Here is a 25,891-nt window from a genome sequence, read left to right as displayed (position 1 = left end):
TCTCTTTTAAATTTTCATCGGCATGATTACCGATATAAAGTCTGGATCAGAAGGATCCTTGAACACAACAGGTGAACTTGAATCACTGAATTCTATTCTGAACTCATTATCATCAATAGACTTGAATACATCAGATAGATATTCACCTTTAAATGCTACAGTAACCTCATCTCCGGAATACTCGATCGGCATATTGATACTAACCTCATTCACTCCTTGTGTTTGAGCGTAGAAGTTAATATTATTTTTTGTGAATGTTAATCGAATCTGACGTGTAGGTTCTTCCGCAGCGATCAATGCTTGTCTAAGATAGATCTGGAATCCTTCTTTAGGAATTACAGCACTGAATTTAGAAGACTTAGGAATTACTTGCTCATAATTAGGGAAGTTACCTTCGATCAGTTTACAAAGAAGTTCAATCTGATTCGCATTTACATAGATTTGATTATCTATGATACCGATCTTTCCCGTTTCTGCAGTAGCGATCATTTTAGAAATCTCTCTAATTGCTTTAGAAGGAATGATCACTGAATCTTTGAATTTCAATGTTGTAGAAAGAGGTCTTTCGATCTTGCATAACCTTCTGCCATCAGTAACTGCAAATACAAGCTTATCTCCTTTAGGAACCATGAATAGTCCATTGAAGATATATCTTTGATCTTCATGAGCGATCGCGTAAGAAGTTTTACGGATCATCTCTGCAAACATAGCAGTTGGGAAATCAGAGATGTTAGATGCATCCACCTTAGGGATTGTCTTAATCTCTTCTGCATCCATTCCATTTAGTTTGTTTTTATAATCATTCTTCTTAGTAGCGTCAGTGATATAAGTGATACTAGAATCTGCATCGTTATCTTCAGTTGAAAGCAAAGCCTCTTCGAAGTGAATGGTTTTAAAAATACTAGATAATTGTTTTGCTGGTAAGGAAATATCTCCCGACTTATCTACTTGAGCATTTAATGATGTTTTAATAGATATCTCTAAGTCAGTCGCAGAAATAGATACGGAAGAAGTTTCAGCTTCTAACTTTAAGTTGGAGAGAACAGAACGTATCTCTCTAGCAGAGATCACTCCCTCTACAGCGTGAATCGCTTTTAGGAACTCGGATGTGTTCACTTTGATCTTCAATTTGCATTCTCCATTTATATAGGTGATCTATATATAGATTCTTATATATGTACTGTTGTAGTACTTGTACCTGTGCATATGTAGATAAGAGTCATAACTCTTTAGATAAGGGAAATATGTCGCATATATATTGAAAAGTACAATTTCCAGGACCCGAAAAAAACTCCTGTGTATCTGCTATAATAACCTTCAAAACCAAAGTCTATAAGGGACAATAATTTTGTGTTATGTCTTATTTACTTGTTATAGATAAACTATTAACTAGTTATTTACAAGTTATCTATAGGTCTATGTCGCTTTCAGTTGAGAATTGAAACTAAGTTTTTTATTGGAAACGGAATCGATTCAGAACTTCTTCCACTTTAATGGAAAATTCTTTATCATCTTTTATCTTATTTTCGATGTTACGAACCGCGTGGATCACAGTTGTATGTTCTGCAGAAAACATTCTTCCAACCTGACTTTTATTCAGTCGGAAACCTTTATGTAAAACATACATACAGAGGTGTCGAGGTATCACATACTCAGGCTTTCTACTCTTCCCCATAACCTCATTCGGATCCAAGTTATAAAGAGAAGAAATATGTTCTATGACCTTGTCTTGGCTAAGTTGGAAATTCTTTTTACGGAAGATACGATTCTTCAGTATTTCTTCTATCATCGTTGTGGTGAAGAATAGATGAGAGAATGCCCTTTTATGAAGAGCTAAATCATTTAAAGCGCCTAGAAGTGCACGAGTGTCGTCTTCGATCAGATCAGCAATGAATTGGATATGTTCGGAAGAAAGGCCTAAATTTAAAATTTGGCAGTTCTTTTCTAGAATTCCTACACGAATATCTCTATCAGGAGGCTGGATATCTGCCTGAACGCCGGTAACAAATCTGGATTTTAATCTTTCATGAAGAGGAAGTTCAGAACTAGGACGATCAGATGCGATCACAATCTGTCTTTTTCTTTCGAATAGAAAGTTAAAGATAGAGAAGAACTCTTCTTGTGTCTTCTCTGCTCCCGTATTCAAAAGCTGAATATCATCGATCAATAGGCAATTATAAGACTGGTACTTAATTTTGAAAGATTCGATAGAATCTCTAGACTGAAGAGCGAATAAAAACTCGCTCATAAATGACTTTATATCTACGTAATGTACTGTTTTCCAGGGCTCTTTTTTGAGAATTTCGGAACCTATAGAATGAAGAAGATGCGTTTTACCTACACCAACTTTCCCGAATAAGTATAATGGATTGATCTCCGCAGGATTTTTTACACATTCCATTGCCGCGCTGAATGCGAGGCGGTTTGTATTACCTACGATAAAATTATCAAAAGAATAATCGGGATTAAAAGAATAAGACTTATCTTTGAATTTTTCCTGAAGAACTTCGTTTAGATTGGAAGCACTTTCCAGAATGATCTCGACAGGGACTCTGTTTCCGCTAGCTCTGAAGATCGCTTCTTCGATATGGTTTTGGTATTTTTTCTCTACATGTGTCTTAATATTAGAGGATGGAGCTATAAGGATGCAACGATCGTCTGTTAAACTCTCTAATTGTAAGGTATATATGAACTTATCAAAGTACGTAGGAGGAATTTCCTTGGAAACTTCCTCTAATACACGCTTCCAACTAGGATCCAAAGAATACTCCAAAGAAAAAAATCAAGAACACACCGACAACTTAATGAATACGAAACTCGTATTTGTCTCGGAAAAGAAAAAACTGAATTAGGAAACGGTCCGAAGGACCATCCGACGAGATTACACTATTTTTCTTCTGTCAGTCGCATACAAATGAAAATTCGGAAATCGAAAAGGAAACCTTAGGAAAAACACAGTGGATTAGTGATAGATAAATCATTATGTCACTTAGTGCAATTACTAGTATTTTATTACATTTAATCGTTGTTATGCGAAGTGGATGGTGAAGAATTTAAAGAAAATATAAAGGAATTTTTATTTTTGCTCTAGTAGTGAGAGTTCGTGTATAAGTAAGGATAACGCGATATTCTCTTGTCCGTGTACTCTTTCGTGTAATTTTTCCTTAAAACGAAAGATTGCTTCCATCTTTGGTAGATTGGAGTCAAAATCGGATTTGGAAAATTCCTGTAATAATAATAGCCCTATCAAATCTAAGAAGTCCTTATAGGAAAAATCTTCTTTCCAATCGGGATGTTCTTCTTTGTATTCGAGTATCCATTCTTCTAATCTAAGATAATCTAATGGTTGTCTTAAGTTTCCATTGATCCTTTGAGAAATTTGTTCGAGTACAACTGGCGGACAATCAAAGGAAACCATACTTCCTCCTTTTGCAGGAAAGTAAGGTATTGAATTTTTAGTGTGCAATTCCTTGATCACTTGTTGCGGAAGATAACTGAACGGAATACAGACCGCTCTACTCACAATCGTCTCTTTCAATTGTTCCAAGTCGTTCACTATAAATATAAAACGAGTGAAGAATGGAGCCTCTTCCAAGGATTTTAAAAGGGCAGTCTCAGCTTCATTACCTATCAAAGATGCATCAGGAATGATTATAAATCTAGTCTTAGAAAGATGTGGTCTATAATAAAGTCTTGTGCGGATCAACCATCGGATAGTGAACTCTTCCGGGTTCTCTTCTTTACCGATAGCGATCTGTTTATTTTTCTCTAATGGAAACCAAACAATATCCGGATGAGAATGGTGCATGAATGCTCTGCATGAGACGCAGTGTCCGCAAGAGATTCCTTCCAAACAAAGAACATGTCTGATAAATCTTTCGACTGCGGATTCTTTTCCTGTTCCTTCCGGTCCGTGAAAGATCAATAAGGGAGGAAGAAGGTCAGGTTGAGATGAGTATTTTTTTAAGAATACTAGAGCTCTTTCCTGACCTTGGATTTCCTCGATACCGAATGCGGAAGACATAACTTTTTATTAAAGATTAATAAACAGGAGTCAACCAGTGTTTGTAGTTTTGGTTTTTTCCAACTACTAGATCAAAGAATGTGGACTGTAGTTTTTTAGTGATCGGTCCCATTTCCCCGTTACCGATTTTTCTTTTATCGACTTCGCTGACCCAAGCGATCTGCACTCCGGTTCCGGAGAAGAAGATCTCATCAGCGATATAGAGTTCACTTCTTGTGATGTCTCTTTCGATAATATCGTAACCTGAGTCTTTTGCAAGTTGTAGAACAGAACGTCTTGTGATTCCTTCTAACAAAGAAGAAGAGATAGAAGGAGTGATGATCTTTCCATCTCTAACTAAGAATATATTCTCTGCAGAACCTTCACTTACGAAACCTCTTCCATCTAAGAAAATAGCTTCGTCGTATCCGTTCTGAACTGCTTCTGATTTTGCAAGAGCAGAGTTTACATATCCACCCGAGACTTTGGAGAGAGTAGGGATGACTGTGTCATCGAACCTTCTCCAACTTGATACCATAGTAGTGAGTCCACGCTTGGTATCTAAGTAATCGTCCAACTCTAAAACATAAATTGCAAGTTCAGTCGGAACATCATGGAACCTAGGAGAAAGTTGAAGAGCAGAAGTGTAGATGAAAGGTCTAAGATATACGTTCCTTCTGTATCCTGATTGTTTAAGTAGATCTAAGGTTATGTCACGGAGTTCTTCAGGAGTTTTTGTGAATTGTAACTGCATGATCTTAGTTGAATTCACAAGACGTTTATAATGATCTAAGATCCTGAAAACATATAAGTTATCAGAACTAGAATCATAATATCCTCGAATACCTCCGAAGACAGTGGTTCCATATTGTAAGGCGTGAGTTTTGATGTTTATATTTGCTTCTGACTCCGGGACTATTTTTCCTTCGAAGTAAGAGAGTTTCTTGATGGATTCGGGCATGTACAGGGAACCTGAAAGTGATACTATTGATTACATGATTCTAAGCATAGGCTCTACTGTCGACTAATGATCGATCTTGCGATGAGCTTATGCAGGAGTGCAAGGTCTGAATGAATTCTTCTTTTTTTCCCAATCGATTTGATTGTGTTGTGGTCGGTGCAGGTCACGCGGGCTCCGAGGCTGCCTATGTCTCATCTATCGGTGGTGCTAGAACTTTACTCATCACTATGAACTTGGATACGATCGGACAAATGTCTTGCAACCCTGCTATCGGTGGGATTGCAAAAGGGCATATGGTTCGAGAAGTAGATGCACTTGGTGGCTTAATGGGAAAGGTCATCGATGCTACTGGTATTCAATTCAAAATGTTGAATACATCAAAAGGTCCTAGTGTATGGGCACCGCGTGCTCAAGCAGAGAAGAAAGAGTACCAACTCAAGGTAAAACATACGCTTGAATCTATACAAAACTTATCCATCAGACAAGATACAGTGGAAGATCTTCTGATAGAAGAAGATCGTATTATTGGAGTTCGGACAGGAAGAGGTTTTGAAATTTTCACCAATCATGTGATCTTAACTACCGGAACATTTTTATCTTCCATTGTCCATATAGGAACTTATCAAAAAGAGAACGGAAGATTCGGAGAACCTACAGTTAAAGGTCTTTCTCATTCACTTGCTAAGTATAATTTGAAATTAGGAAGATTGAAGACGGGAACTCCACCTCGAATTCATAAAAATTCCGTAGATCTTTCCGTGATGAGTGTGCAAGAAGGTGATCCGGATCCTTCTCCTTTTTCTTTTTCTACAACTAAGATCACTCGTAGACAGATACCTTGTTATATCACTTACACGAATGAAAAAACTCATGCGCTGATCAATGAGAACATTCATCTTTCTCCTATGTATTCAGGTCAGATCAAATCGACCGGGCCAAGATATTGTCCTTCCATAGAAGATAAGATTGTTCGTTTTGCAGATAGAGAAAGACATCAGATCTTTTTGGAACCCGAAGGTTATGATACACAAGAGATCTATCTGAATGGGGTCTCCACCAGTCTTCCGGAAGAAGTACAATGGAAATTAGTGCGATCAATTGCAGGTTTAGAAGAAGCAGAGATCTTAAGACCAGGATATGCAATCGAGTACGACTATGTTGATCCTACTGAATTAAAACCAACATTAGAAACTAAAAAGATCAAAGGTCTTTATCATGCGGGACAGATCAATGGCACTACTGGTTATGAAGAAGCTGCCGCCCAAGGTTTGGTGGCTGCTTATAGTGTACTTTCTTCCTTAAGAGGGGAGGAGCCGATGTTGTTCTCTAGAGGAGAATCTTATATCGGAGTTCTTGTGGATGATCTAGTTCATAAAGGTGTAGAAGATCCATATAGAATGTTCACATCCCGTGCGGAACATAGACTTCTTTTGAGACAAGATAATGCCGATCAAAGACTTATGAAATATGGATACAAGATGGGTCTTGTATCCGAAGAAACTTTTAACGAGATGACCGGTAGATACAAAAAGATCTCAGAAGTTAAAGAGAGGATACAATCTACTCCACTCAAACCTTTACCCGAGTTCGAAGCTTTATTAGAAAGAAAAGGAATCCAAAGTCTGAAGTACGGTGCGAAGCTGGATTCATTCTTGAAAAGACCTGAGATTGCTTTCGAAGATGTTAAGTTCCTAGTGCCTGAGTCTGAAGAGCTAAGTGTTCAAGACAGAAAGGTAATCGAGATGGAGATCAAGTACGAAGGTTATATCAAAAGAGAACAAGATACTATCGATTGGAAGAATAGATATTTAACTGTTCCTATACCTGAGACAATTGATTATTCTTTGGTTCCCGGTATTAAGAAGGAAGCCATACAAAAACTTACAAAACATCGTCCTTTAAATTTAGAAAAGGCAGCTCAGATATCAGGTGTGGATCCAAGCGATATCGATATGCTTCTTTTTTATATTAAGGGGAGAAAGCCTAGCCCAGTTTGAATATCTTTTTAGATAACTTTCTGAAAGAAAACCCCGGAGTAATCTGGGGTTTTTTTTATTCTCTTTTGCAGATTAATATATTCGGCATGTTGATCTGAAACCGCGTGTTGGAATTCCAACGTTTCACATGAAACGTTTTTCTTAAAAAACACTGTCGTTCTATATGTTCCCTTCTAACTTCTTATATAGTCCTATGAATCCGGATCGAGTAAAAGGTACTGAAGGATATTCGAACTATCTAGAAGAGTTCATTAAAGCTACATGTGAGATCGATTTTTCCGATCTTCATAAAGACTTCCTTTCTTATATTCCGAAAGAAAAAAGCAACGTTTTAGATCTCGGTGCCGGCATTGGAAGGGATGCTTTTACCTTTTCTAAAATGGGACACTCAGTCATCGCAGTGGAACCACTTCAAGAGTTCAGGCAAGCAGGAGTTCGTCGATATTTTTCTGATCAGATCATATGGATAGATGATTCATTACCGAGCCTTACAAAACTTTCAGATTATCATAACCAATTTGATTTCATTCTCGCATCTGGAGTCTGGCATCATTTGAATGAAGAAGAGCAGTTATATTCTATCAAGAGAGTATCTGAACTTCTGAAGTCGAACGGTATCTTTGCTCTTTCACTTCGTAATGGACCGCCCGGTGTCGGGACTCATGTGTTTTCAACGAATGCAAGGATGAATATTGATCAGGCTTCAAAGTTTGGTCTTATGAATTTACTAATTATAGAAAACCGACCTAGTCTAATGAAGAACAAAGAAGATGTTACATGGACAAGGTTAGTTTTTCAGAAGATTTAAGAATCTGTCTATTTGAGCGGGCAATAAAAAAGGGAGAGCAGATTGCCCTCCCTTCTCTCCGTTTCACGTGAAACGCGGGTGATTATTTTCCGTAAACGAGTTCGTGAGTTTTCTCAACGGCCCATTTATCTCCTTGTTTGATTAAGTAAGTGAACTGTTGTAAACGATTCTCTTTGTCCCAGATCAATCTGTTCATTCTTTCAATCGTTCCTTGAACATTCATACGACTTAAAAGTTTTCCATTTGAATCAAAAGTCAGAACAGTAGATGCAGCTTGTTGTTTATCTTCATTGTAAATGTTCTGCTGAAATAAGCCCGGTTTGTTCGGGTCCTTAACGATAGAAAATCTTTCAGTAAGTTTTGCATCAGTCCATTGAGTCTGAGCTTCTTTTACTAAGCCGTTCTCACCCCAAGAGATGATCGTGCAGGTAAGTATATTCTTTCCATCTTTATCTATTAATTCGATAGAAGAAAGGACACCGGATTTATTGTATCCGAAGTTTTTGGATTCAAGATTCACTCCGTCTTTATTATAGAGTTCTTCTTTTAGAATTTTTCCGTCTTTGTATATGAACTTGGTAAAACCATCGGGCTTTCCATCTTGTCCGATATAGTTTTCTTTAATTAATTTTCCGGAAGGATCATACTCATACTTAGCAGTATAGATCAAATTACCTTTTGAATCTTTTACTAGTTCTTGGCTAGGTCCACCCTTTTCGAAACCTAAAACGATCCTATCTGTATGAGACCATTTTCCAGGAGTGAAAGAATAGATCGGGCTGATGCAGGAGATGAAAACAAAGAAGAAGAATACTCTTTTTAACATGGAGATTACCTCCCTCTAGACATCGACTATTTGCGTAAAATGTTAAGAGTCTTTTTAGGAAATTTGAATGGGTTTCTACCGTAATGATACCGGATTAAGATTAGATATTGGGGTCTTTTCTTTTTATAGTATCTGTAAGACTCTTGGAATCTCATTATATTTCAGTAGGAGGTCCTACATAAAATTATAACATTCCATTCTCGGAATCAAAGGAAAACTCCTTGCAGAGGTGCCATGACGGAATAATTTTTTACGGGCTTCTACACCGAAAACATTAGAAGCCAATAAAGAAAGATTAGTGGAGAGGAAATATGTCCCTCAAAAAAATCGGAATCACGATCCTTGCTCTTATCGCGATTTTCATAATTTATACGATCGCATTCACTGAAAAAGGTATAAAACCAATCCAACCGGAAGCAATTGTTCCGAACTTAGATTATTCTGCACTAAGTGAAGAGGCCGCAAAAGATCTCCAAGCTTATATTAGGATCGCAACTATTCGAGGCAGAGAAAAAGAAGGTGCACTCTTTTTAAAATCTATCTTAGACAAGAGAGGAATTCCTTCTCGCATCATTGAATATCCTGGCAAGCCGGACAGAGCATCTCTCCTTGCAGAGTTAAAAGGTAAAGATACAACTAAAGAAGGTTTAATACTTACAAGTCATATCGATGTTGTAGAAGCAGATGCGAAAGATTGGGATGTTCCTCCGTTCTCCGGAGTAAGAAAAGGAGATAGAATTCATGGAAGGGGTGCAGTCGATGTTAAGGGTCTTGGCATCATGCAACTACATGCATTCTTACTTATTCATGAAAAGAAGATCCCGCTAGAAAGAAACTTAATGTTCCTTGCTATCGCAGATGAAGAAAGCCGCTCAGAACATGGAGCTAGATTCTTAGTAGATAAACATAAAGAAATATTCAACGGATATGAATATGTTTGGAATGAAGGTGGAACCGGATCTAAAGACATCGCTATCAAAGGATCTAAAGTATTCAATATTCAACTCGCAGAAAAAGGTGCAGTGTGGTTAGATTTAAAAGCAAAATCTATTCCAGGACATGGAAGTACTCCGCCAGTTAGTTATGCTGCAAAGTCAATGGTAGATTTTTTGCAAGAAGTGCAGAACATCGGAAACAAAACTGTGATCAAGGATGAAACTGCTGCGTTCTTTTACTCGCTAGGAGCTATCAGTAATTTTCCAGACTCGTTTGTATTAAAAAGATCTAGAAACCCTTTGCTCTTCATAATCTTAAAAGGTGTGATCAACTCTAATAGACATCTTAGAGCAATGACTAGAAACACTGTGAGTTTAACTGGTATAGATAGTCATCCGATTGGAATGAATGTGATCACTTCTGAGACAACAGGATCTTTAGACATTCGTATTCTTCCAGGACAAGATGAGAAAAAGATGTTCGAAGAAGTAAAAGCACTCGGAGAAAAATACGGAGTAGAAGTTAGTGCTCGCCACTTGGAGTCCGGAAGTATTTCTCCGATGGATGGATTATTATTTAGAGTTCTTGCTGGAACTGTAACTGCAGTTGAGCCTGGATCGATTGCCACTCCATTCTTATCACCTGGAACCACTGATAGTTCTTATCTCAGACAGATCGGATTAAAATGTTACGGACTAATTCCAGCATTACTTTCCTCAGAAGAGATAGACGGTATTCATGGTAAGAATGAGAGCATGAGTGTTCCTCAGCTTAAGATGGGAATTGAAATTTTATTCAAGTCCATCATAGAATACAATCACCAAGTCGCAAAGTAGAATGACAGAAACAGAGACAATCCATCCGGACTTTAGTCACGATCCGGATGGGATCCAAGCCGCGGTAAAATATAGATTCCCAAAAGACGCAGAGCAGATTCTTCCCTTATTTGATTGGGAACTTGTCTCTTTATTTTTATCCTTCCTAAAAGAAAAGAACCAAGCAGGCGGATTTTTCTCCAAAAGAGATACGAACGAGATCTTAGATCGCCACGTCCTCGAATCAATCTTTCATATTTATAAGATCCAAAGTATACTTGGATCGTTTAACAAGATGAAGGTGGGAGACGCAGGCACAGGGCCCGGCATACCAGGCTTCTTCTTTCGTTGTTTAATCGAGAAGGAAAGACCTAAGCTAGTTCTATTAGATTCACAAAGAAGAAAACTTTCTCACACGGAAACATTCGTAAAAGAAAACAAGATCTCAGGTGTGGATTTCCTTTTTGCAAGGGCGGAGGACTGGAAAACTGACTGGAATTTAGGTGTTTCTAGGGGATTTGTGCCCTATCCTTGGAGTGCAGAAGTCTTAAGTAGGTGCATTATAAAAGAAGGATATTATGTCCCATTCATTGGGAAAGACGAGTTTGATGCAGAGATCGAAAAGAAGATCTTAACTGATAGTGGCTTTGAAGTTACTAAGACTGTATTTTTGCCTGAACTTGAATTTTTAGGCATGCGACATATTAAATTCTTGAAAAAGGTCGGATCGACAAGGCAAGGTATCCCTAGGGCTTGGAAGCTTCTCGAAAAGGAGAGCAAAGAATTCTATGGGAAAGATCGTATCCATAAGTAATCAAAAAGGCGGCGTAGGAAAGACTACTACCTCCATCAATCTTGCGGCAAATCTAGCTGCGATCGGTAAAAAAGTTCTGATCGTAGATTTTGATCCACAAGGTAACTCGGGATCCGGTTTAGGATTCGAGATAAACACTCTCCAAAATACTTCTTATGAACTTTTGATCGGAGAATCTTCCGCTGCAGAATGTATCAAAAGAACTGATATCGAAAATCTTCATATCATTCCTTCTAATATCAATTTGTCCGGAGCAGAAGCTGACTTATTGGGCGAGGAAAATCGTGAGTATCGTTTAAAAGATGCGATCGGTCATTTGAGAACCGAGTATGATTATATACTGATCGATTGTCCTCCTTCTCTTGGTGTTCTTACTATCAATGCATTGTCTGCGGCCGACAGTGTGATGATCACTCTTCAAACTGAATACTTCGCTTTGGAAGGGCTGACTCAGCTTATGAAGATCATTTCTCTGGTTCAGGAAAAATTAAATCCTTCTCTAGAGCTTGAAGGTGTACTTCTGACAATGTTCGATAAGAGAACCAATCTTGCACAACAAGTGGCAGAGGATGTTAAGTCTTATTTTAAAGAAAAAGTATATACTACTGTTATTCCTAGAAACATCAAACTTTCGGAAGCTCCGTCTTTCGGTAAGTCTATTCTTTCGTATGATCCGGATGGGATCGGTGCTCAAAGTTATAGAAGTCTAGCATTAGAAGTAGCCGGTAAAAATTAATGAGTGCTAGCGCAAAACCGAAAGCATTAGGTAGGGGACTCGGGAATTTAATTCCCGTTTCGGAGGAAAAATCTTTCAAGGAAGCAGGTGGAGAAGGTTCACTCAAAGAGGTAAAACTTTCTGAGATCCGTCCGAATCCTGACCAACCAAGAAGAACCTTTAATGAAGAATCTTTGCGTGAACTTGCCGAGACTATTAAGGCTCATGGAGTCATCCAACCGATCGTAGTCAAGGACACTGGTTCCGGATATGAGATCATTTCCGGTGAAAGAAGATACCGCGCATGTAAAATTGCTGGCTTCATCAAAATCCCAGTCGTAGTTAAAAAAGCAAATGTACAACAAACTTTGGAAATGGCTCTTATCGAAAATATCCAAAGAGAAAATCTAAATCCGATAGAAGAGGCCTTAGCTTATAAAACTCTTTCTGAAAAATCCGGATTAAAGATTACTGATATTGCTTCTCGTGTAGGTAAGAATAGAGCAACTGTTTCCAACTTGATCCGTCTTTTACAATTACCGGATTCAGTTATGGATTTGGTTAAAAATGGCAGAATATCTGAAGGTCATGCAAGACCGCTCTTGTCTATCGCGGATCGTAAAAAATCGGAACAACTTGCTTATCAAATTGCGGAGAAAGGTTTAACTGTTCGTCAGGTCGAAGATATAGTTGCGAATCTGACCGAAGAAGCTCCAGTCAGAGAGAAGAAAAAGTCCAAACGTAAAGAAGTGGATATTGTAGAACTTGAAAACAAGTTCCGTAAAAAGTATTCTATGAAAGTAGATATCACTCATAATTCTTCTTCTGGAAAAGGAAAACTCAGCATTGCTTATCCAAGCTTGGATGCTTTGCAAAAAGTTTTAGATGCTTTAGGCTTATAAGGCCATTGAAGAATATTGGTTATCAGAAATAGTCCATGAGCTCAAACGATTCGGAATTCTATCATACTTTAAGAGTTCGTTATTCCGAGATTGATGCACAAGCAGTAGTATTCAACGCACATTATCTTACGTACTTCGACACTGCTCTAAATGAGTACATGAGGTTTCTAAAGTACGATTACAAAGGTGAATTAGAGAAGAATGGTTTGGACTTTGTAGTCACTCGTTCTCTGATCGAATACAAATCACCCGCAAGGTTTGATGAAGAACTGAAAATTTATGTGAAAGCAGGGGAGATCAAACCGGCTAGCATTCTTTGGAATATTCAGGTTAGAAAAGTATCAGACGATACTTTAATTTGTAATGGGGAATTGACTTGGGCGTTTTTATTATTAGAATCTAGAAAGCCTGCAAAACTTCCAGAAGTGTTTAAGAACCTAGGATCAAAGGTCTGATCTTAATTCATCAGATCCACTAATAGACCGCGTATATCTTCCATTCTTTTCATTAGATCAAAAGTAGAGTTTTCGGGATGAATGATAAAGTCCGCTAAAGTTTGGATCTTATCATCTACTATCTGAACTACTTGGTAAACTTTCTCGGATCCACCTCTAGCTCTAGTACGCAAGGTTTCTAAACTTGTATTTCTATCGAGGACTTCTTTTAAGATTCCTTGAACGATCCTTTTATAAACTTCTAAATTTGCATATGTGGGAGATTTTAGAAAGTTTCTCTCTGCATCAGGAAGATCTCTCAATAAAGAATTTAGATCTCTTGTTCTTTCCTGATTATATGGAAGTAGATGTTCTACTAAATCGAAAAATTCACTTTTAGAATCTGGGATCTGGGAATCGGATACTGAGCTGGGAACAGGTTGGTATATAGAAGAACTTAGAGAAAGTCCGAAGTCTCTTTTTTTACGTGATTCTGTGCGAGGGTCTTTTTGTTGAGATTGGATCTTCAATGAGTGGTCGGGTTAATCTTACAATTTCCCTCGAATTGTACTCCCTCTTCCATAACTACCTTCGGAGTGATGATATCACCTTTCATACGGCAGCTTGCAAGTAGAGTCACTCGTTCCGACGCGAATATATTCCCATTAATTTCACCGCCGGCAACGACAATACGAGCTTTAATATCCGTATCGACGATTCCGGTCTTTCCGATTAGGACTTTTCCGTCGGTTTTTATAGTTCCCCTAAAAATACCGTCAATACGTAGAAGTCCGGAAAGTTTGAAGTCTCCGCTGAATTCGGCGCCTTCGCCGATGATGCTATTTACTGCTAATTGCTCTTCTGTATGGGCCATCAGTCTTGGATCTGGTTCAAGAATGCAAAAGGATCGATCGCTCTGGTACCCACATGAATTTCATAATGAAGACTGTACTGAGGACTGTTTTCCGATTTTCCAACGAAACCTAATACTTCGCTTTTGGAAATTTGCTGGTTCGCTTTCACTTTTACACGATCCAGATTAGAGTAAATCGTTTTCCAACCGAACTTGTGAGCTACTTTCACAAAGTATCCAGTGTTGCGTGTGTATCCAATCTCATAAACAGTACCGGGAGCGGTAGCAACTACTTCGGATCCAGGGAAAGCGCCGATATCCAATCCATTGTTAAAGTCTCTACGAGCGGTAACTGGATTCAGATATTCTCCATAAGGATAAAGAACATATCCTTTTACCGGCCAAATGGATGGAGTTTGGCGGATTAGATTTTTACGTTTTTTTAATATACTAATGATTTCTTGAGTAAGTTCGTTCGCTACTTTAAGATTATGAACATCTTCTTTCAGTCGGAAAACTTCTGCACCGGGTGCTAAGTTTTTGTCGGAACCGAAAGAAAGTTTTTCCGCTCCCCCAATCCCTTTTGCAACTTTGGAATTATCACCGGTCAGTCTTCCGTAAAGAGCCCCCACATGATTGTGATAATACTCAACGTGTTCATGAAGACCGTTGATCTCCTCTTTCATTTTTGCGGACTGACGAATGAAGTCTTGGTTGGATAAGTTCAACTCAGTAAGTTGGTGAATAGATCCTGAGTGACTGAGCACGTTAATAGAGCTGATAAGAAGAAGGACCAGAATTGTCCCGATGAAGATAGTGATCGCTCTGTAAGAGATATGAAAGTTGATCGTTTTTTGTTCGGAGTGTGGGATCACCATAACGGTGAGACGTTCTTTACCCTTCTTGTTCCAATTTGCTATTTTGATATCTAGCTTAAGCTTCAGATCTTGGTATTTATATCTGAGCCTATAATAAAGTAGTGCAAGATAGGATTTAAGATTCAAGCTATTATGTCCCAAACCAACGAGTTTTCCCGTTCCGTTGTTATGCTGTAAGGATTCTAAAAAATTCTCTTTTCAGTCAATACAAATCACGAAAACTGCCTTTTAAAAGCCGTTTTCATATGTACTCCATCATCGACACTCACTGCCACTTAGATATAATACAAGAGCAAGGGCAGGATATTGCAGAATCTCTAAAAAAAGCAAAAGAATCAGGTATAAAAAAGATCGTCCAGATCGGTATCGACCTTGAGAGTTCAATTAGAGCGAAAGGTTTATCTGAAAAATTTTCAGATGAAGAGATAGAAATATTTTATTCGATCGGATGCCATCCAACTGAGACTCACGAATTTCCAAAAAAAGAAGAAATTTTGACACTAGTCAAAGAAAACGTGACGGATAAAAAGTTATCCGCAATTGGAGAGATCGGATTAGATTATTATCACGATGCTTCAACTAAGGCGTATCAGGCGGACGTGTTACATGCTTTCCTAGAAGCTTCTTCTCAGTATTCTCTTCCTGTAGTGATCCATTCAAGAGATGCGGCAGAAGATACAGTTTCTATTTTAAAAGACCATAGGGACAAAGCATTTGGAGTTATCCATTGTTTTACTTATGATTATCCAACGGCGAAGAAGTTAGTGGATCTAGGATATTATATTTCTTTTTCGGGAATTGTTGCTTTTAAGAATGCAAGAGATATCCAAGAAGCAGCCGAAAAACTTCCCTTAGAAAGTATGTTGATCGAAACGGATGCACCGTTCCTTGCTCCACCTCCATTTAGAGGAAAAAGGAACGAACCTTCTTATACTAAATTCGTTTTAGAGAAGATGTTCTCACTTAGAAAAGAATCCAATGCCCAGGTAGAAAAAACTTTGTATAATAATTCCTTAAAATTCACGCAAAGGAAGGCGTATCATCATGATTGATCTTAAATATATTACCGATAACACTGAAGAATTAAAATCTAATCTAGAGCTAAGAGGTTTTAAAGACCTCGCTGTCTTGGATCAGCTTGCCGACATCATCCAAAAGAGAAAAGTTCTCCAAAAGGAAGCAGATGTATTCCGTGAAGAGAGGAATAAGGCGAGTAAGGAGATAGGAAAAGTTAAACAGGCGGGCGGAGATATCGCCGCTGCTTCTGCTGCAGTAAAAGAGATCGGAGATAAGATAAAAAAGATAGAAGACGATCTGGAATCTCTGGAATCCAAGCTGATGGAAATCAATTTAGGTCTTCCTAATATTCTAGACAAAGATGTTCCGGTAGGCAAGAACGAGCACGACAATAAAGTTTTGTATGAAGTTGGAGAAGTCCGGGATTACAAGTTTACTCCAAAACCTCACTTCGAATTAGGAGAGGCATTAGGTTGGTTCAATTTCGAGAAGGGAACGAAACTCGCTGGAGCTAGAGCTTACACTTATTTTGGCCTAGGTGCTAAATTAGAAAGAGCACTTGCAAATCTCATGCTCGAGACTCACACTAGTGAGCACGGTTATACTGAAGTTTGGGTACCAGTTATGGTAAACGACGAATGTATGACTACTACAGGACAGTATCCTAAATTTAAGGATGAATACTATAGATTAGAAAGAGATGAACTCAATCTAATCCCAACCGCAGAGGTTCCTTTAACGAATTTATATAGAGACGAAATCATTCCAGAAGGTTCTCTACCTATATCTATCACTGCTCATACTTCTTGTTTCAGAAGAGAAGCTGGTTCCTATGGAAAGGATACTAGGGGTTTGGTTCGGGTTCATCAATTCCAAAAAGTGGAACTTGTGAAGTTTGCTCGCCCGGAAGACTCCGAAGAAGAGCATAAAAAAATGCTCTCTCATGCTGAGAATATCCTGAAAAAATTAGGGATCCGATACAGAGTGATGTTATTATGTAGCGGGGATATTTCGGCTGCTTCTTCCAAAACGTATGATATAGAAGTTTGGATGCCTGGTTTAAATCGTTGGATGGAAATTTCTTCCGTTTCCAACTTCAAAGATTTTCAAGCAAGACGTGGTAAGATACGTTACAAATCGAAAGAAGGTAAAAATCAATTGGTTCATACGCTGAACGGCTCTGGTTTAGCGATCGGAAGGACTTTGGCTGCCGTCATAGAAACTTACCAAAAGGAAGATGGAACTATCGAGTTCCCGGAAGCTTTAAAAAAATATCTCTGATTTTTTCCTCGAAAAAGTATCAGGTTTTTCTCCAAAAGGCAGATAGTTAGAGTATGGCTTCCATAATCCATACTCAGACTTCTTGTTTTTTCAAGATTGTTACCGTATTACTTTGCTATTTCATCTTTGCGGGATTTTCCGTATCCGGTGCAGAGGATTCTACTAAAGGAAAAGTTGCTCCTTTAAAAGGAGAGATTAACACTTCTTTGAATGAATTTGGGATCAGTCTTTCGGAAGACGGAAATACTTTATATTATTATTCCAAACGTAGGAATTCCAACTACTCGGATCTTTTCAAATCGGTAAAAACAAAAGATGGCTGGAGTGGTGGTGTAGAAGTTTCCGAATTGAATTCACAATTCGATGATCAAAGTCCTTTCATTATTGAAAATGAGAAGGCGATTATCTTTTCATCTAACCGAGATGGAAGTATAGAATTCAAATTGAGCAGTGGTAAGATCGGCGTTTCAAGAGATCTATATTTTGCGACATTAAAAAATGGAAGTTGGGATAAAGCCACTAGACTTCCTCAAGAAGTAAATACTCCTGCAATTGAAGAGAATCCTTTTTTAGCAGGAAGTTATCTATTCTTCACTCGCTATCCATTCGGAAAAGTTGCTGAGTCGGACATTTATATTTCCGAATATAAAGATGGCTCCTGGCGAAAAGCAATTCGTATGGAAAGTCCCGTGAATACGGAACATGCGGAAATCGCTGCTACTTTGAGTAGAGATAGTAAGTATTTATATTTTTCTTCGAATCGTCCAGGCGGTTATGGTGGTTTAGATATTTATAAAGTAGAAATTAAGGAAGACGGAACCTTCTCCGCTGCCGTTAATCTCGGGCCTGTAATAAATTCTCCCGGCGACGAAGCCTTCTATACGGAAACTCCTGACGGCAAGAATGCGTACTTTTGTAGGTTGGAGAAAGAAGGTGGAAATTATGATATCTACGAATTTTCCGTGAATGAATGGGAAGAACTGAAGAAGAATAAAAAGCTCTCTTTGGAATCGATTCATTTTAGGACCGGCTCTTTCGAGATCGAAGAAGAGTCTTTTGAAATTTTGGACAGACTGGTCGCTTTCTTAAATGAAAACCCTTCTATAAAACTGAAAATCACAGGTCATACTGATTTGCATGGGGATCCGAACGATAATTTGGAATTAAGTCGCAATCGAGCTGCGGCAGTGAAGGATTATCTGGTGAAAAAAGGAATTTCTACGGGTCGTTTTAGCACGGACGGAAAGGGAAGTAAAGAGCCGATTTATCCGGAAAAAAACCCTGAAACAGACCGCAAAAATCGAAGAACCGAATTTCAAATTTTAGAATAGACTAAAAACTCCTTTAACAACCGGAAGATGCCGATAACCTAGGTATCATGAAAATGCGGAAGCAGTTTCAGTCGGCATTTCTTTCGGCCATTGTCCTTTTCTCTCTAGACATATATTCTCAAACCAAGGCCATGCCTTCTCGATTGGACTCTATCCTTTCTAAGAAAGAATTGGTGGTCGGGGTTAATAGAGTTTACGAACCATTTTATATCCAAGATCCTAAGGAAGGTTTTCCCGGTTTCGATATGGAACTTGCAAAACTCTATGCGGATTATTTGGGAGTTGCACTCAAAGTAAAACCTCTCAAAACTTTCCGTCAATTTTCGGATGAGATCGCAGCTGGCACGATTGATATTGCGATGGCAGGAATGTCTACGGATCTAAGCCGGGGAAAGACAGTTACTTTTTCTGATCCTTATCTTCTTACAACTCCTGCCGGTCTTGTTAATAAACGTTCTCTTCCTCCCGAGCCGGAAGGGAGTATAGTTACTACTAGGACTTTTAAATCATTGGAAGACTTGGCAGTTCTAAATGCTCTTTCCTTCTCTGTCCGATCTAATACTACGAATCACAATTATCTTTTGAGAAGGTTCGGTAAGAACCAAATTTACAGTTATCTTTCGGATTCTATCGCGATAGATGCATTAACAAAAGGGAATGTGATTTGTTATGTTGCCGATAGTTTATATATTCTATCCTTATTACAGAAACAACCCAGTCTAAAAGCGAGCTATGTGGCTCTTGTGAATCCGGTCATGGATGAGTATATAAGCGCTGCTTTACCGTTGAATGACCTAGTCTTTGCAGATAATTTTAATTTCTTTATCAAAGAATTGAAAAGGACAGGAGTTATAGAAGGTCTTCGTTCTAAATATTTTCTTGGAAGCGGTTGGGTAAAGTAATTCGTGTTGGATTCTCCGTTTCAAAAGTTCCGAACGCTTGCCATAATAATATTTATCTTTGCTGGCGTTTCCATTTCTGCTCAAGAAGTAGAGGAAAAAACAAAGATAGATTTCCAAGGGAACTATAGGGTTCGTGGTTTCAATTTAGGAAGAGATATTTATACTTCCAGGCAAACTCCTGTAACTCCTTATAATCGTTCTGATTTCGTACAACAATACAATAAAGATACTCTCACCAAATACCAAAATGAGTTAGCAGCGAGAGAAAAGGGTTATCCTAGTACTCTAAGCCCTCAGAAAGAAGATACAACTTACTACGATACAAGGATGACCTTGAATATGAACTTCTCCACTTCGAAATATTTCGAAGCTCTGGTGGGCGTTCAGATCGGTGACATTATCTTTGGAGGAAGAGGAGTTAATCAAACTTCTAGCGTAGGACCTGGACAAGGTGGAGAAGCTTCCTTCAGTTCTGCGGTGAACATGCAGACTAACTTTCTCTATCTCAACTTCAAATTGCCCGAGAGAAGTTTTACCGCAAGAGTTGGTCTTCAGCTTTTTACTTCAGCGCAAGGTAGAGTTGTGTTTGTTCCGGGAACTGGAGTAAACTTAACAAAAGATATTAGGGATTGGAATACTACGATTGAAGGTGGTTGGTTCGTAGCTAAACAGAATAATCTCACTGACTTGGATAAGAATACTTTTGCAGATAAAAATTACCAAGGCTCTAACGTTTATTTTTATAAGATCAAGACTAGCTTCTTCAATAATGCTAAACATGAATTGTACAGTTTCTACTTAGATGATAATCTAAGAGATATTCAGGATGTAAATGGGGTATACGGTCTGGTCTCTAGGACTAGCGACTCGAATCAATTGTTCTGGCATGGTCTATTCAACGAATTTAATTTTTCTGATTTTACATGGACTATTCACGGTATTTATAATCACGGAACGGTAAAATCTTTAAATCCATATAGAGATTCTGATGGGAACGAGATCCAACAAAAGTACGACTTGTATAAGATCAAAGGTGGATTCTTTGATACACAATTGTCTTATCGTTATAATGAATCAGTAAGTGTTACTACGATGATTTCCGGTTCTACCGGACGACCTGGTTATGAAAAAGATGGGACCAGATCCAATTTACATGGGAACGGTTATCGGACCTTATTTCCTGGATATTCACTTTCTAACATTGCGAACGACTTTACGGGAGGTTACGCGTTATTCTCCGGTAGAGACATGAGCGGTTTATATGAGTATGGGATTTTTACAGATATAGTTTTATCCGGTCCTTTAGTTTTAACTTTAGGTTATTATCGATTGTATGGGACCAAGTCTCCGCTCATGGATAATAATCGATTTTATAATGAGGAAAACTTCTATCGTACCTCTGCTTACTTCGGTCAGGAATATAACCTGAATTTAAGATGGAGTGCATTTAGAGATATGCAGATACTTTTACGTTCCGGTTACTTTATAGCCGGTAACGGTTTAAAGGCATATTTGGATACGACCCAAGGAACAATCCTAAGAGAATTGTTTGTCACTGCAGAGCATAGATTCTAAAGTTTAAGTCGAGAGCGGATTGCTCTTCCTAAGGTGTATTGATCAGCAAGTTCAATAGAGCCACCCACCGTAATACCGTAAGCTATCCTAGTAACAGTCACATTAAAATTCTTTAATTGATGGTTTAGATAGTCCGCTGTTGCATCCCCTTCTAATGTGGGGTTGGTTGCTACTAAAACTTCTTTTAGATCTTCTGGTTCTATTCTATTTAAAAGTTCTCTGATACGCAGATCTTGTGGTCCTACACCTTCCAAAGGAGAAATGACTCCATTGAGAACATGGTATCTTCCCTTAAATTCGCCCGTGTTCTCTATAAAGAATACGTCTTCCGGTTGTTCTACAACACAAACCGTATGGCTGTCCCTTTTTTCGGAAAGGCAAAGATCGCAAATCTCTTCTTCAGAATAGGAACCACATCGAGAACAGAAACGGATCCTTCCTTTTACTTCTGATAAACTTTGGACGAATCCGTTAAAAACTGCGGGGTCTTGTCTCAATAAATGAAAACTGATCCGATATGCACTCTTTCTTCCAATCCCGGGAAGAGAAGAAAGTGCATTTACCATTCCTTCGATTAAATGTTCAGCCAAGGTTGCCGCCGAATAATTTAGAAATTTCAGAAAGATCTAATCCGCCGGTGATCGATTTTAATTCATACTCAGCCGCTTGTTTTGCTTTTTGGATAGCATCGTTAGTTGCGGCCATAACTAGATCTTCTAACATTTTATTATCTTCCGAATCGAATAATGTACGGTTGATCTTTACATCTACGATTGCTCCGTCGCCGGTAGATGTGACCTGTACCATTCCGGCACCCGCGTCACCCATTACTCGTAGGTTGGAGATCCTCTTTTTGATCTCTTCCATTTTGCCGCGCATTTCTCCCATCTTGGAAAAAATTTCGGATGCGTTTTTTAAATTTTCAAACATGGTTTATACCCTAGAGTCCCAACTTAGGTACTTTGGAAGGATCTACATCTGTTCCTAAGAATTCGTTTTTAAAAGATTTTTCCCATTCTGCATCTTCGGAAGAAACATCTTTTGCCAGATCTTCTAGAGAAGATAGTGGGCCTGATTTTCTTTCTTGAGGGATTTCTTTCTTCTCATTAGACACAACTGGAGAAGGAGTCGGGGAAGGAGTTTGTATTTCTTTAGCGGGTGAAGGAGCTTGCTTTTTAGGAACCTCGAATGCGACGGATGTCGAACCGGAATCCTGATCTTGGATCATCAGTATGAGATGATTGATCCTGTCCACAAGTCCTGCAAGACTAGGTTTTGCCAGATCTTCTGTAAGTTTTTTGATCTGGATCTCTATGAAAATTTTAATCTCGAAAGAGTTTCTCAAACGAAGCGTTTTAACCCTTTCAAATAATTCAAAAAGACGAAAAGAAAGTTTATTCAATGCGATCGGATCTACAGATTCGAAATCCTTTCTCATCTTGATCAGATCTTCTCTTGGATAGTTTACTGATTCGGAATCTGCCGCGGAATCTTTCACTAAACATAATGTATGAGTGAACTCTATCGAATCCCAAAGGAATTTGTATATGTCCTGGCCTTCTTGGTACAAGCTTTCAATGATCTGTAAAGACTTAGAAGAATTTTCAGCATCCACCAGGCTTTTGATAAAGTCGGACAAAAAGTCAATCCCATGATATCCGATCATTTTTCGGATCTCTGATCCTAAGAGGCGGTTATCTGTGAACACAAGAGCCTGCTCCATAAAGGAAAGCATATCTCTTACGGAGCCGTCTCCCTTCTTCGCTATCCAAAACAATCCTTCCGAATCGTATTTTGTATTCTCTTCTTTACATAAATTCTCCGCATAATCTTGGAGAACGGATAAAGGAACTTTCTTAAAAATAAAATCTTGGCAACGAGATAGAATGGTTTCAGGGATTTTATGATATTCGGTGGTAGCTAAAACAAAAACTACATGAGCAGGAGGTTCTTCTAAAGTTTTTAAAAGTGCGTTGAAGGATTGGTCGGTAAGCATGTGTACCTCGTCTATGATGTACACCTTATACTTTCCACCCATCGGAGTGAATTTTACGTTATCTCTAAGTTCTCGGATATTTTCAATACCGCGGTTACTTGCAGCATCTATCTCAAGAACATCTCCAGAAATTCCTTTAGTGATCTCTTGGCAAGAATCGCACTGATTGCATGGCTCATTATCGATCGGATTTTGACAGTTCAGTCTTTTTGCGAAAATCCTAGCGATTGTAGTTTTTCCTACACCACGAGGTCCGAAAAAAATATACGCATGACCTATTTTTCCGGACTTAACCGCGTTTTGTAATGCGCCGATCGCAAGATTTTGATGGATCACATCTTGGAATCTTTGGGGGCGATATTTGCGGGAGAGAACTTCGTGATTTCCGGCCATATGGTTGTAATTTTACCAGATAGCATGGGACAAGAAAGAAGGAAAAGCCTAAAAGTCCGTCTAATTTCTCTTATCTTTGAAGAAAGTTTTGAATAACTCCGTGGTCGTTTCCGACTTAATTAGTACAAGTTCTGGAAAGAAATTTCTGCTATAGATCGTTTCTAAAGGAAGAGAAGATATTCCTTCTCCCAATTTTGCAGGAACCAGATATGCTACTTTAGGGATTCTAGAAAGTAGAATGGAACCTCCGCACATCAAACAAGGTTCTAGTGTGGTAATCAGGATACAATCAGTGAGATATCTTTCCTTGCAGATCCGTTTTGCTTCTGAAATCGCGAGAACTTCGCTATGTAAGGATGAATCTTCTGAAATTTCCACTGAGTTGAAAGCTTCACAGACAAGATTTCCGTTTTTGTAAATTTGTGTGAAACTAGGGATCTCTTCCGAATTTTGAGTTCGAATTTCCGCAAATCGGTCTAAAAAAACCTTAAGTAATGGCTCTATAATTTCTTGGCTCATTTCCGGTTTCTATTTCCGTTTCTCTTTTAAATTCTTCTTGCTCTTAGCGTATGTAAATGGTTTTTTCTAGCGCATGATTCTTTCGGCCAAATTGATGAGACCGGCCGGTTCTTCCGCAAAGTCCAACACTCTACTTGTACGCTTAAATTCTCCTACGGGACCTGTTTCCACTCAAAGGCAACCTTTAGTTTTAGGCCTGGCTTTGGACAGAAGTTGGTCCATGAAAGGAAGTAAGATGGATTCTGTGATCCAGGCTTCCTCTTCCCTGGTCAATTGGTTGACCCGTCGAGATTTTTTAACCGCTGTTGCTTACGCAGAAGACGTTCAGGTCATCCAACCTCTAGTTCCTCTGGCCGAAAAAAATTCAGTCATTCATAGATTGAATTCTATCCAAGTGGGTACTTCTACCAATCTTAGTGGTGGATGGCTTCATGTTCTCAGAACATTAGAATTACATCCCATTGCAGATGGTTATAAACGTGTTATTCTTCTTACTGATGGAAATCCGACTTTAGGGATCAAGGATCCGGTGCAGCTCATTCAGATTGCGGCTGACGCTTATAAAAAAGGGATCAGCACAACTGTGATCGGTTTCGGGAACGACTTCAACGAAATACTTTTGAAAGAGATCGCAGAATCAGGAGGAGGAAACTTCTATTATGTGGAAACTCCTGAAGAGACAGGTGATATATTCTTCAAAGAGTTTGGAGATATCGGAACCTTATACGCTCAATCCATAGAACTCAAAGTAAATTTTCCGAAAGGAATGGATTATCTGGATCTAGTTTCCGAAGTTTCTTCTTACCAAGAACCTGATCCTGAAGAAACCGGACGTACTAAAACATTGGTATTGGAAGTCGGGGATATGAGAGCGGATGATGTAAAAAGTCTAGTAGTCCAACTTCGCCCAACTAAAAAAGATACACCTGCAAACATTAATATTTCTGCAAGTTATTACGAATTAACCGACGGTGCAAAACTCGAACAAAAGACTATAGATATTCCTTTGGATTGGAATGACGACTCGGCAAAGGAAGATGCGGATGTAGTTGTCGAGGCAACCATTGCCAAGACCGGAAAGGGTTTGAGAAAGGCCGGAACACTTTTGAAAGAAGGTTATACGGAAGAGTCCATTTCTCTCTTAAACGATCTAATCAAAGAAATTAACGAGAAAGAAGAGTTGGCTCCCGAAGTTCTACAAACTCTCGGATTTAGGGTAAGCTCCTTAAAGAATCGGATCTTAGAAAATTCTCCTACTGCTGCAAAACATTTGGTAGCATCTGCTTCCGAACTTCAGTACGGGGCCATGGAAAATTTCCCGGATGATGGAGTGGAATATCACGATCAGATCTTTGCTTATCGTACGAATGAAGATATAGATCTATATAGATGTCCTGAGATCAAAACAGCGATCCAAGAAAAGATGAAAGAAGGTTACAGATACATAGTATTCAATCTGGCTAAATCTTCTTATATAGATTCTTCCGCGATTGGTATGTTGATACAGGTTGCTGGTTGGCTTAGAAAAAGAGGCGGAGAATTGATTGTAAGTAATCTAAGATCTTCCGTTAAAAAAGTATTCTCGATCACTCGCTTAGAATCTCATATTCGTGCTTCTGAAACGGAAGAAGAGGCCCAAAGTTTACTAAAGGCCTGGATAGAAAGTAAGGCGGTTTAGCTTAAAGAGCTTTCCGCCGCTAGTATTGCATCCTTTACTTCTGAGTATAATCCTACAGGAATAGCGATCCCTTTCTGAGTGGGTTTGTATTCACCTTCACTGTCCGTGTACCAAATTCTTAAGTTCAGATATTTATTTCCTTTAAATTCTGAAATTTCGACTCGGATGATCTCACCTTTGCCTTTATCAATATCTCGGATTACGCTCATATTTTCCCTTCCTGACGGCAAAATACTAAATTCCCGGTTTTGGATTTC

General features: G+C 38.7%; 26 protein-coding genes. 13 read left to right on the top strand and 13 right to left on the bottom strand.

Annotated elements, in window-relative coordinates; genetic code table 11:
- Positions 1-6 precede the first annotated feature (6 nt).
- From dnaN to EHO65_RS16115, 4 genes are all read right to left on the bottom strand, one after another.
- Positions 7-1,128 carry a DNA polymerase III subunit beta gene (dnaN, locus tag EHO65_RS16130; protein WP_135775576.1) on the bottom strand — a complete coding sequence of 374 codons (1,122 nt, stop codon included), beginning with the start codon at positions 1,126-1,128 and terminating at the stop codon, positions 7-9.
- A 325-nt stretch (positions 1,129-1,453) separates the two neighbouring features.
- The gene (gene dnaA / locus EHO65_RS16125) at positions 1,454-2,761 is read right to left on the bottom strand and encodes a chromosomal replication initiator protein DnaA (RefSeq protein ID WP_135775575.1); all 1,308 of its coding nucleotides are present in this window, start codon (positions 2,759-2,761) and stop codon (positions 1,454-1,456) included.
- 315 nt (positions 2,762-3,076) lie between these two features.
- Positions 3,077-4,024: a hypothetical protein gene (locus tag EHO65_RS16120; protein WP_135775574.1), complete on the bottom strand. Its 948-nt coding sequence runs from the start codon at positions 4,022-4,024 to the stop codon at positions 3,077-3,079.
- Between the two features lie 16 nt (positions 4,025-4,040).
- A complete protein-coding gene (locus EHO65_RS16115; RefSeq protein WP_135775573.1) occupies positions 4,041-4,964 on the bottom strand; it encodes a branched-chain amino acid transaminase in 924 nt (307 codons plus the stop codon).
- A 110-nt stretch (positions 4,965-5,074) separates the two neighbouring features.
- Between EHO65_RS16115 and mnmG the strand changes: the two genes are divergently transcribed.
- The gene (gene mnmG, locus EHO65_RS16110) at positions 5,075-6,961 is read left to right on the top strand and encodes a tRNA uridine-5-carboxymethylaminomethyl(34) synthesis enzyme MnmG (RefSeq protein ID WP_135775572.1); all 1,887 of its coding nucleotides are present in this window, start codon (positions 5,075-5,077) and stop codon (positions 6,959-6,961) included.
- A gap of 193 nt (positions 6,962-7,154) precedes the next feature.
- A complete protein-coding gene (locus EHO65_RS16105) occupies positions 7,155-7,769 on the top strand; it encodes a class I SAM-dependent methyltransferase (RefSeq protein ID WP_135775571.1) in 615 nt (204 codons plus the stop codon).
- A gap of 82 nt (positions 7,770-7,851) precedes the next feature.
- Here EHO65_RS16105 and EHO65_RS16100 read toward each other — a convergent pair whose 3' ends face one another.
- Entirely contained in the window at positions 7,852-8,595 is a 744-nt protein-coding gene (locus tag EHO65_RS16100) for a hypothetical protein (RefSeq protein ID WP_135775570.1), read from the bottom strand.
- A gap of 311 nt (positions 8,596-8,906) precedes the next feature.
- Between EHO65_RS16100 and EHO65_RS16095 the strand changes: the two genes are divergently transcribed.
- Genes EHO65_RS16095 through EHO65_RS16075 form a run of 5 tightly spaced genes read left to right on the top strand, consistent with a single transcriptional unit; the run spans position 8,907 to position 13,232 of the window.
- Positions 8,907-10,367: a M20/M25/M40 family metallo-hydrolase gene (locus EHO65_RS16095; RefSeq protein WP_135775569.1), complete on the top strand. Its 1,461-nt coding sequence runs from the start codon at positions 8,907-8,909 to the stop codon at positions 10,365-10,367.
- A gap of 1 nt (position 10,368) precedes the next feature.
- A complete protein-coding gene (locus tag EHO65_RS16090; protein ID WP_135775568.1) occupies positions 10,369-11,160 on the top strand; it encodes an RsmG family class I SAM-dependent methyltransferase in 792 nt (263 codons plus the stop codon).
- Positions 11,135-11,896, top strand: a complete 762-nt coding sequence (locus tag EHO65_RS16085) for a ParA family protein (protein WP_086447618.1) — start codon at positions 11,135-11,137, stop codon at positions 11,894-11,896. Before EHO65_RS16090 ends, EHO65_RS16085 begins: the two co-directional genes overlap by 26 nt.
- A complete protein-coding gene (locus EHO65_RS16080; RefSeq protein WP_008590338.1) occupies positions 11,896-12,777 on the top strand; it encodes a ParB/RepB/Spo0J family partition protein in 882 nt (293 codons plus the stop codon). Before EHO65_RS16085 ends, EHO65_RS16080 begins: the two co-directional genes overlap by 1 nt.
- Before the next feature lie 35 nt (positions 12,778-12,812).
- A complete protein-coding gene (locus EHO65_RS16075) occupies positions 12,813-13,232 on the top strand; it encodes an acyl-CoA thioesterase (RefSeq protein ID WP_135775567.1) in 420 nt (139 codons plus the stop codon).
- A 2-nt stretch (positions 13,233-13,234) separates the two neighbouring features.
- Here the strand turns inward: EHO65_RS16075 and EHO65_RS16070 are convergent, their stop codons facing one another.
- Genes EHO65_RS16070 through EHO65_RS16060 form a run of 3 tightly spaced genes read right to left on the bottom strand, consistent with a single transcriptional unit; the run spans position 13,235 to position 15,068 of the window.
- On the bottom strand, positions 13,235-13,741 hold the full coding sequence (locus tag EHO65_RS16070) for a YaaR family protein (RefSeq protein ID WP_135775566.1): 507 nt from the start codon (positions 13,739-13,741) through the stop codon (positions 13,235-13,237).
- Positions 13,738-14,085 (bottom strand): bactofilin family protein, encoded by a 348-nt coding sequence (locus tag EHO65_RS16065; RefSeq protein ID WP_008589609.1) that lies wholly within the window; start codon positions 14,083-14,085, stop codon positions 13,738-13,740. The genes EHO65_RS16070 and EHO65_RS16065 overlap by 4 nt, the downstream gene beginning before the upstream one ends.
- On the bottom strand, positions 14,085-15,068 hold the full coding sequence (locus EHO65_RS16060; protein WP_135775565.1) for a M23 family metallopeptidase: 984 nt from the start codon (positions 15,066-15,068) through the stop codon (positions 14,085-14,087). The genes EHO65_RS16065 and EHO65_RS16060 overlap by 1 nt, the downstream gene beginning before the upstream one ends.
- A gap of 119 nt (positions 15,069-15,187) precedes the next feature.
- Between EHO65_RS16060 and EHO65_RS16055 the strand changes: the two genes are divergently transcribed.
- From EHO65_RS16055 to EHO65_RS16035, 5 genes are read left to right on the top strand one after another with little or no spacing between them, the layout of a single operon-like run.
- The gene (locus EHO65_RS16055) at positions 15,188-15,994 is read left to right on the top strand and encodes a TatD family hydrolase (RefSeq protein ID WP_135775564.1); all 807 of its coding nucleotides are present in this window, start codon (positions 15,188-15,190) and stop codon (positions 15,992-15,994) included.
- Entirely contained in the window at positions 15,987-17,240 is a 1,254-nt protein-coding gene (gene serS / locus EHO65_RS16050; protein WP_135775563.1) for a serine--tRNA ligase, read from the top strand. Before EHO65_RS16055 ends, serS begins: the two co-directional genes overlap by 8 nt.
- Positions 17,241-17,293: 53 nt before the next feature.
- Entirely contained in the window at positions 17,294-18,571 is a 1,278-nt protein-coding gene (locus tag EHO65_RS16045) for an OmpA family protein (RefSeq protein ID WP_135775562.1), read from the top strand.
- Between the two features lie 47 nt (positions 18,572-18,618).
- Positions 18,619-19,473, top strand: coding sequence for a substrate-binding periplasmic protein (locus tag EHO65_RS16040; RefSeq protein WP_208744116.1), 855 nt, complete (start codon positions 18,619-18,621; stop codon positions 19,471-19,473).
- A 42-nt stretch (positions 19,474-19,515) separates the two neighbouring features.
- On the top strand, positions 19,516-21,048 hold the full coding sequence (locus EHO65_RS16035) for a hypothetical protein (protein WP_425269358.1): 1,533 nt from the start codon (positions 19,516-19,518) through the stop codon (positions 21,046-21,048).
- Here EHO65_RS16035 and recR read toward each other — a convergent pair.
- The 4 genes from recR to EHO65_RS16015 are packed head-to-tail and all read right to left on the bottom strand — an operon-like array spanning position 21,045 to position 23,956.
- Positions 21,045-21,638, bottom strand: coding sequence for a recombination mediator RecR (gene recR, locus EHO65_RS16030; protein WP_135775559.1), 594 nt, complete (start codon positions 21,636-21,638; stop codon positions 21,045-21,047). The two genes, EHO65_RS16035 and recR, sit on opposite strands and share 4 nt — an antisense overlap.
- Positions 21,631-21,978: a YbaB/EbfC family nucleoid-associated protein gene (locus EHO65_RS16025; protein ID WP_135775558.1), complete on the bottom strand. Its 348-nt coding sequence runs from the start codon at positions 21,976-21,978 to the stop codon at positions 21,631-21,633. Before EHO65_RS16025 ends, recR begins: the two co-directional genes overlap by 8 nt.
- Positions 21,979-21,988: 10 nt before the next feature.
- On the bottom strand, positions 21,989-23,437 hold the full coding sequence (gene dnaX / locus EHO65_RS16020) for a DNA polymerase III subunit gamma/tau (RefSeq protein ID WP_135775557.1): 1,449 nt from the start codon (positions 23,435-23,437) through the stop codon (positions 21,989-21,991).
- 60 nt (positions 23,438-23,497) lie between these two features.
- A complete protein-coding gene (locus tag EHO65_RS16015) occupies positions 23,498-23,956 on the bottom strand; it encodes a nucleoside deaminase (protein WP_135775556.1) in 459 nt (152 codons plus the stop codon).
- Positions 23,957-24,029: 73 nt separating this feature from the next.
- Between EHO65_RS16015 and EHO65_RS16010 the strand changes: the two genes are divergently transcribed.
- The gene (locus EHO65_RS16010; protein ID WP_135775555.1) at positions 24,030-25,634 is read left to right on the top strand and encodes an anti-sigma factor antagonist; all 1,605 of its coding nucleotides are present in this window, start codon (positions 24,030-24,032) and stop codon (positions 25,632-25,634) included.
- On the opposite strand, the gene EHO65_RS16005 is transcribed toward EHO65_RS16010, so the two are convergent.
- Entirely contained in the window at positions 25,631-25,843 is a 213-nt protein-coding gene (locus EHO65_RS16005; RefSeq protein ID WP_135775554.1) for a transcriptional coactivator p15/PC4 family protein, read from the bottom strand. The genes EHO65_RS16010 and EHO65_RS16005 overlap by 4 nt on opposite strands.
- Between the last annotated feature and the right edge of the window lie 48 nt (positions 25,844-25,891).

The sequence above is a fragment of the Leptospira andrefontaineae genome (genome assembly GCF_004770105.1).
Taxonomy (GTDB): domain Bacteria; phylum Spirochaetota; class Leptospiria; order Leptospirales; family Leptospiraceae; genus Leptospira_B; species Leptospira_B andrefontaineae.
The sequence above is the reverse complement of the archived record's forward strand: the minus strand, read 5'-3'. Positions and strand labels throughout refer to the sequence as shown.

What these genes read in the sequence shown, in the direction of transcription:
- EHO65_RS16105 (WP_135775571.1), top strand. Translation starts at nt 7,155, where the DNA reads ATGAATCCGGATCGAGTAAAAGGTACTGAAGGATATTCGAACTATCTA.
- dnaX (WP_135775557.1), bottom strand. Translation starts at nt 23,437, where the DNA reads ATGGCCGGAAATCACGAAGTTCTCTCCCGCAAATATCGCCCCCAAAGA.
- EHO65_RS16080 (WP_008590338.1), top strand. Translation starts at nt 11,896, where the DNA reads ATGAGTGCTAGCGCAAAACCGAAAGCATTAGGTAGGGGACTCGGGAAT.
- EHO65_RS16010 (WP_135775555.1), top strand. Translation starts at nt 24,030, where the DNA reads ATGATTCTTTCGGCCAAATTGATGAGACCGGCCGGTTCTTCCGCAAAG.
- EHO65_RS16065 (WP_008589609.1), bottom strand. Translation starts at nt 14,085, where the DNA reads ATGGCCCATACAGAAGAGCAATTAGCAGTAAATAGCATCATCGGCGAA.
- EHO65_RS16025 (WP_135775558.1), bottom strand. Translation starts at nt 21,978, where the DNA reads ATGTTTGAAAATTTAAAAAACGCATCCGAAATTTTTTCCAAGATGGGA.
- EHO65_RS16045 (WP_135775562.1), top strand. Translation starts at nt 17,294, where the DNA reads ATGGCTTCCATAATCCATACTCAGACTTCTTGTTTTTTCAAGATTGTT.
- EHO65_RS16075 (WP_135775567.1), top strand. Translation starts at nt 12,813, where the DNA reads ATGAGCTCAAACGATTCGGAATTCTATCATACTTTAAGAGTTCGTTAT.
- EHO65_RS16100 (WP_135775570.1), bottom strand. Translation starts at nt 8,595, where the DNA reads ATGTTAAAAAGAGTATTCTTCTTCTTTGTTTTCATCTCCTGCATCAGC.
- EHO65_RS16040 (WP_208744116.1), top strand. Translation starts at nt 18,619, where the DNA reads ATGAAAATGCGGAAGCAGTTTCAGTCGGCATTTCTTTCGGCCATTGTC.
- serS (WP_135775563.1), top strand. Translation starts at nt 15,987, where the DNA reads ATGATTGATCTTAAATATATTACCGATAACACTGAAGAATTAAAATCT.
- EHO65_RS16095 (WP_135775569.1), top strand. Translation starts at nt 8,907, where the DNA reads ATGTCCCTCAAAAAAATCGGAATCACGATCCTTGCTCTTATCGCGATT.
- EHO65_RS16115 (WP_135775573.1), bottom strand. Translation starts at nt 4,964, where the DNA reads ATGCCCGAATCCATCAAGAAACTCTCTTACTTCGAAGGAAAAATAGTC.
- EHO65_RS16055 (WP_135775564.1), top strand. Translation starts at nt 15,188, where the DNA reads ATGTACTCCATCATCGACACTCACTGCCACTTAGATATAATACAAGAG.
- mnmG (WP_135775572.1), top strand. Translation starts at nt 5,075, where the DNA reads ATGAATTCTTCTTTTTTTCCCAATCGATTTGATTGTGTTGTGGTCGGT.
- EHO65_RS16120 (WP_135775574.1), bottom strand. Translation starts at nt 4,024, where the DNA reads ATGTCTTCCGCATTCGGTATCGAGGAAATCCAAGGTCAGGAAAGAGCT.
- EHO65_RS16085 (WP_086447618.1), top strand. Translation starts at nt 11,135, where the DNA reads ATGGGAAAGATCGTATCCATAAGTAATCAAAAAGGCGGCGTAGGAAAG.
- EHO65_RS16015 (WP_135775556.1), bottom strand. Translation starts at nt 23,956, where the DNA reads ATGAGCCAAGAAATTATAGAGCCATTACTTAAGGTTTTTTTAGACCGA.
- EHO65_RS16090 (WP_135775568.1), top strand. Translation starts at nt 10,369, where the DNA reads ATGACAGAAACAGAGACAATCCATCCGGACTTTAGTCACGATCCGGAT.
- EHO65_RS16005 (WP_135775554.1), bottom strand. Translation starts at nt 25,843, where the DNA reads ATGAGCGTAATCCGAGATATTGATAAAGGCAAAGGTGAGATCATCCGA.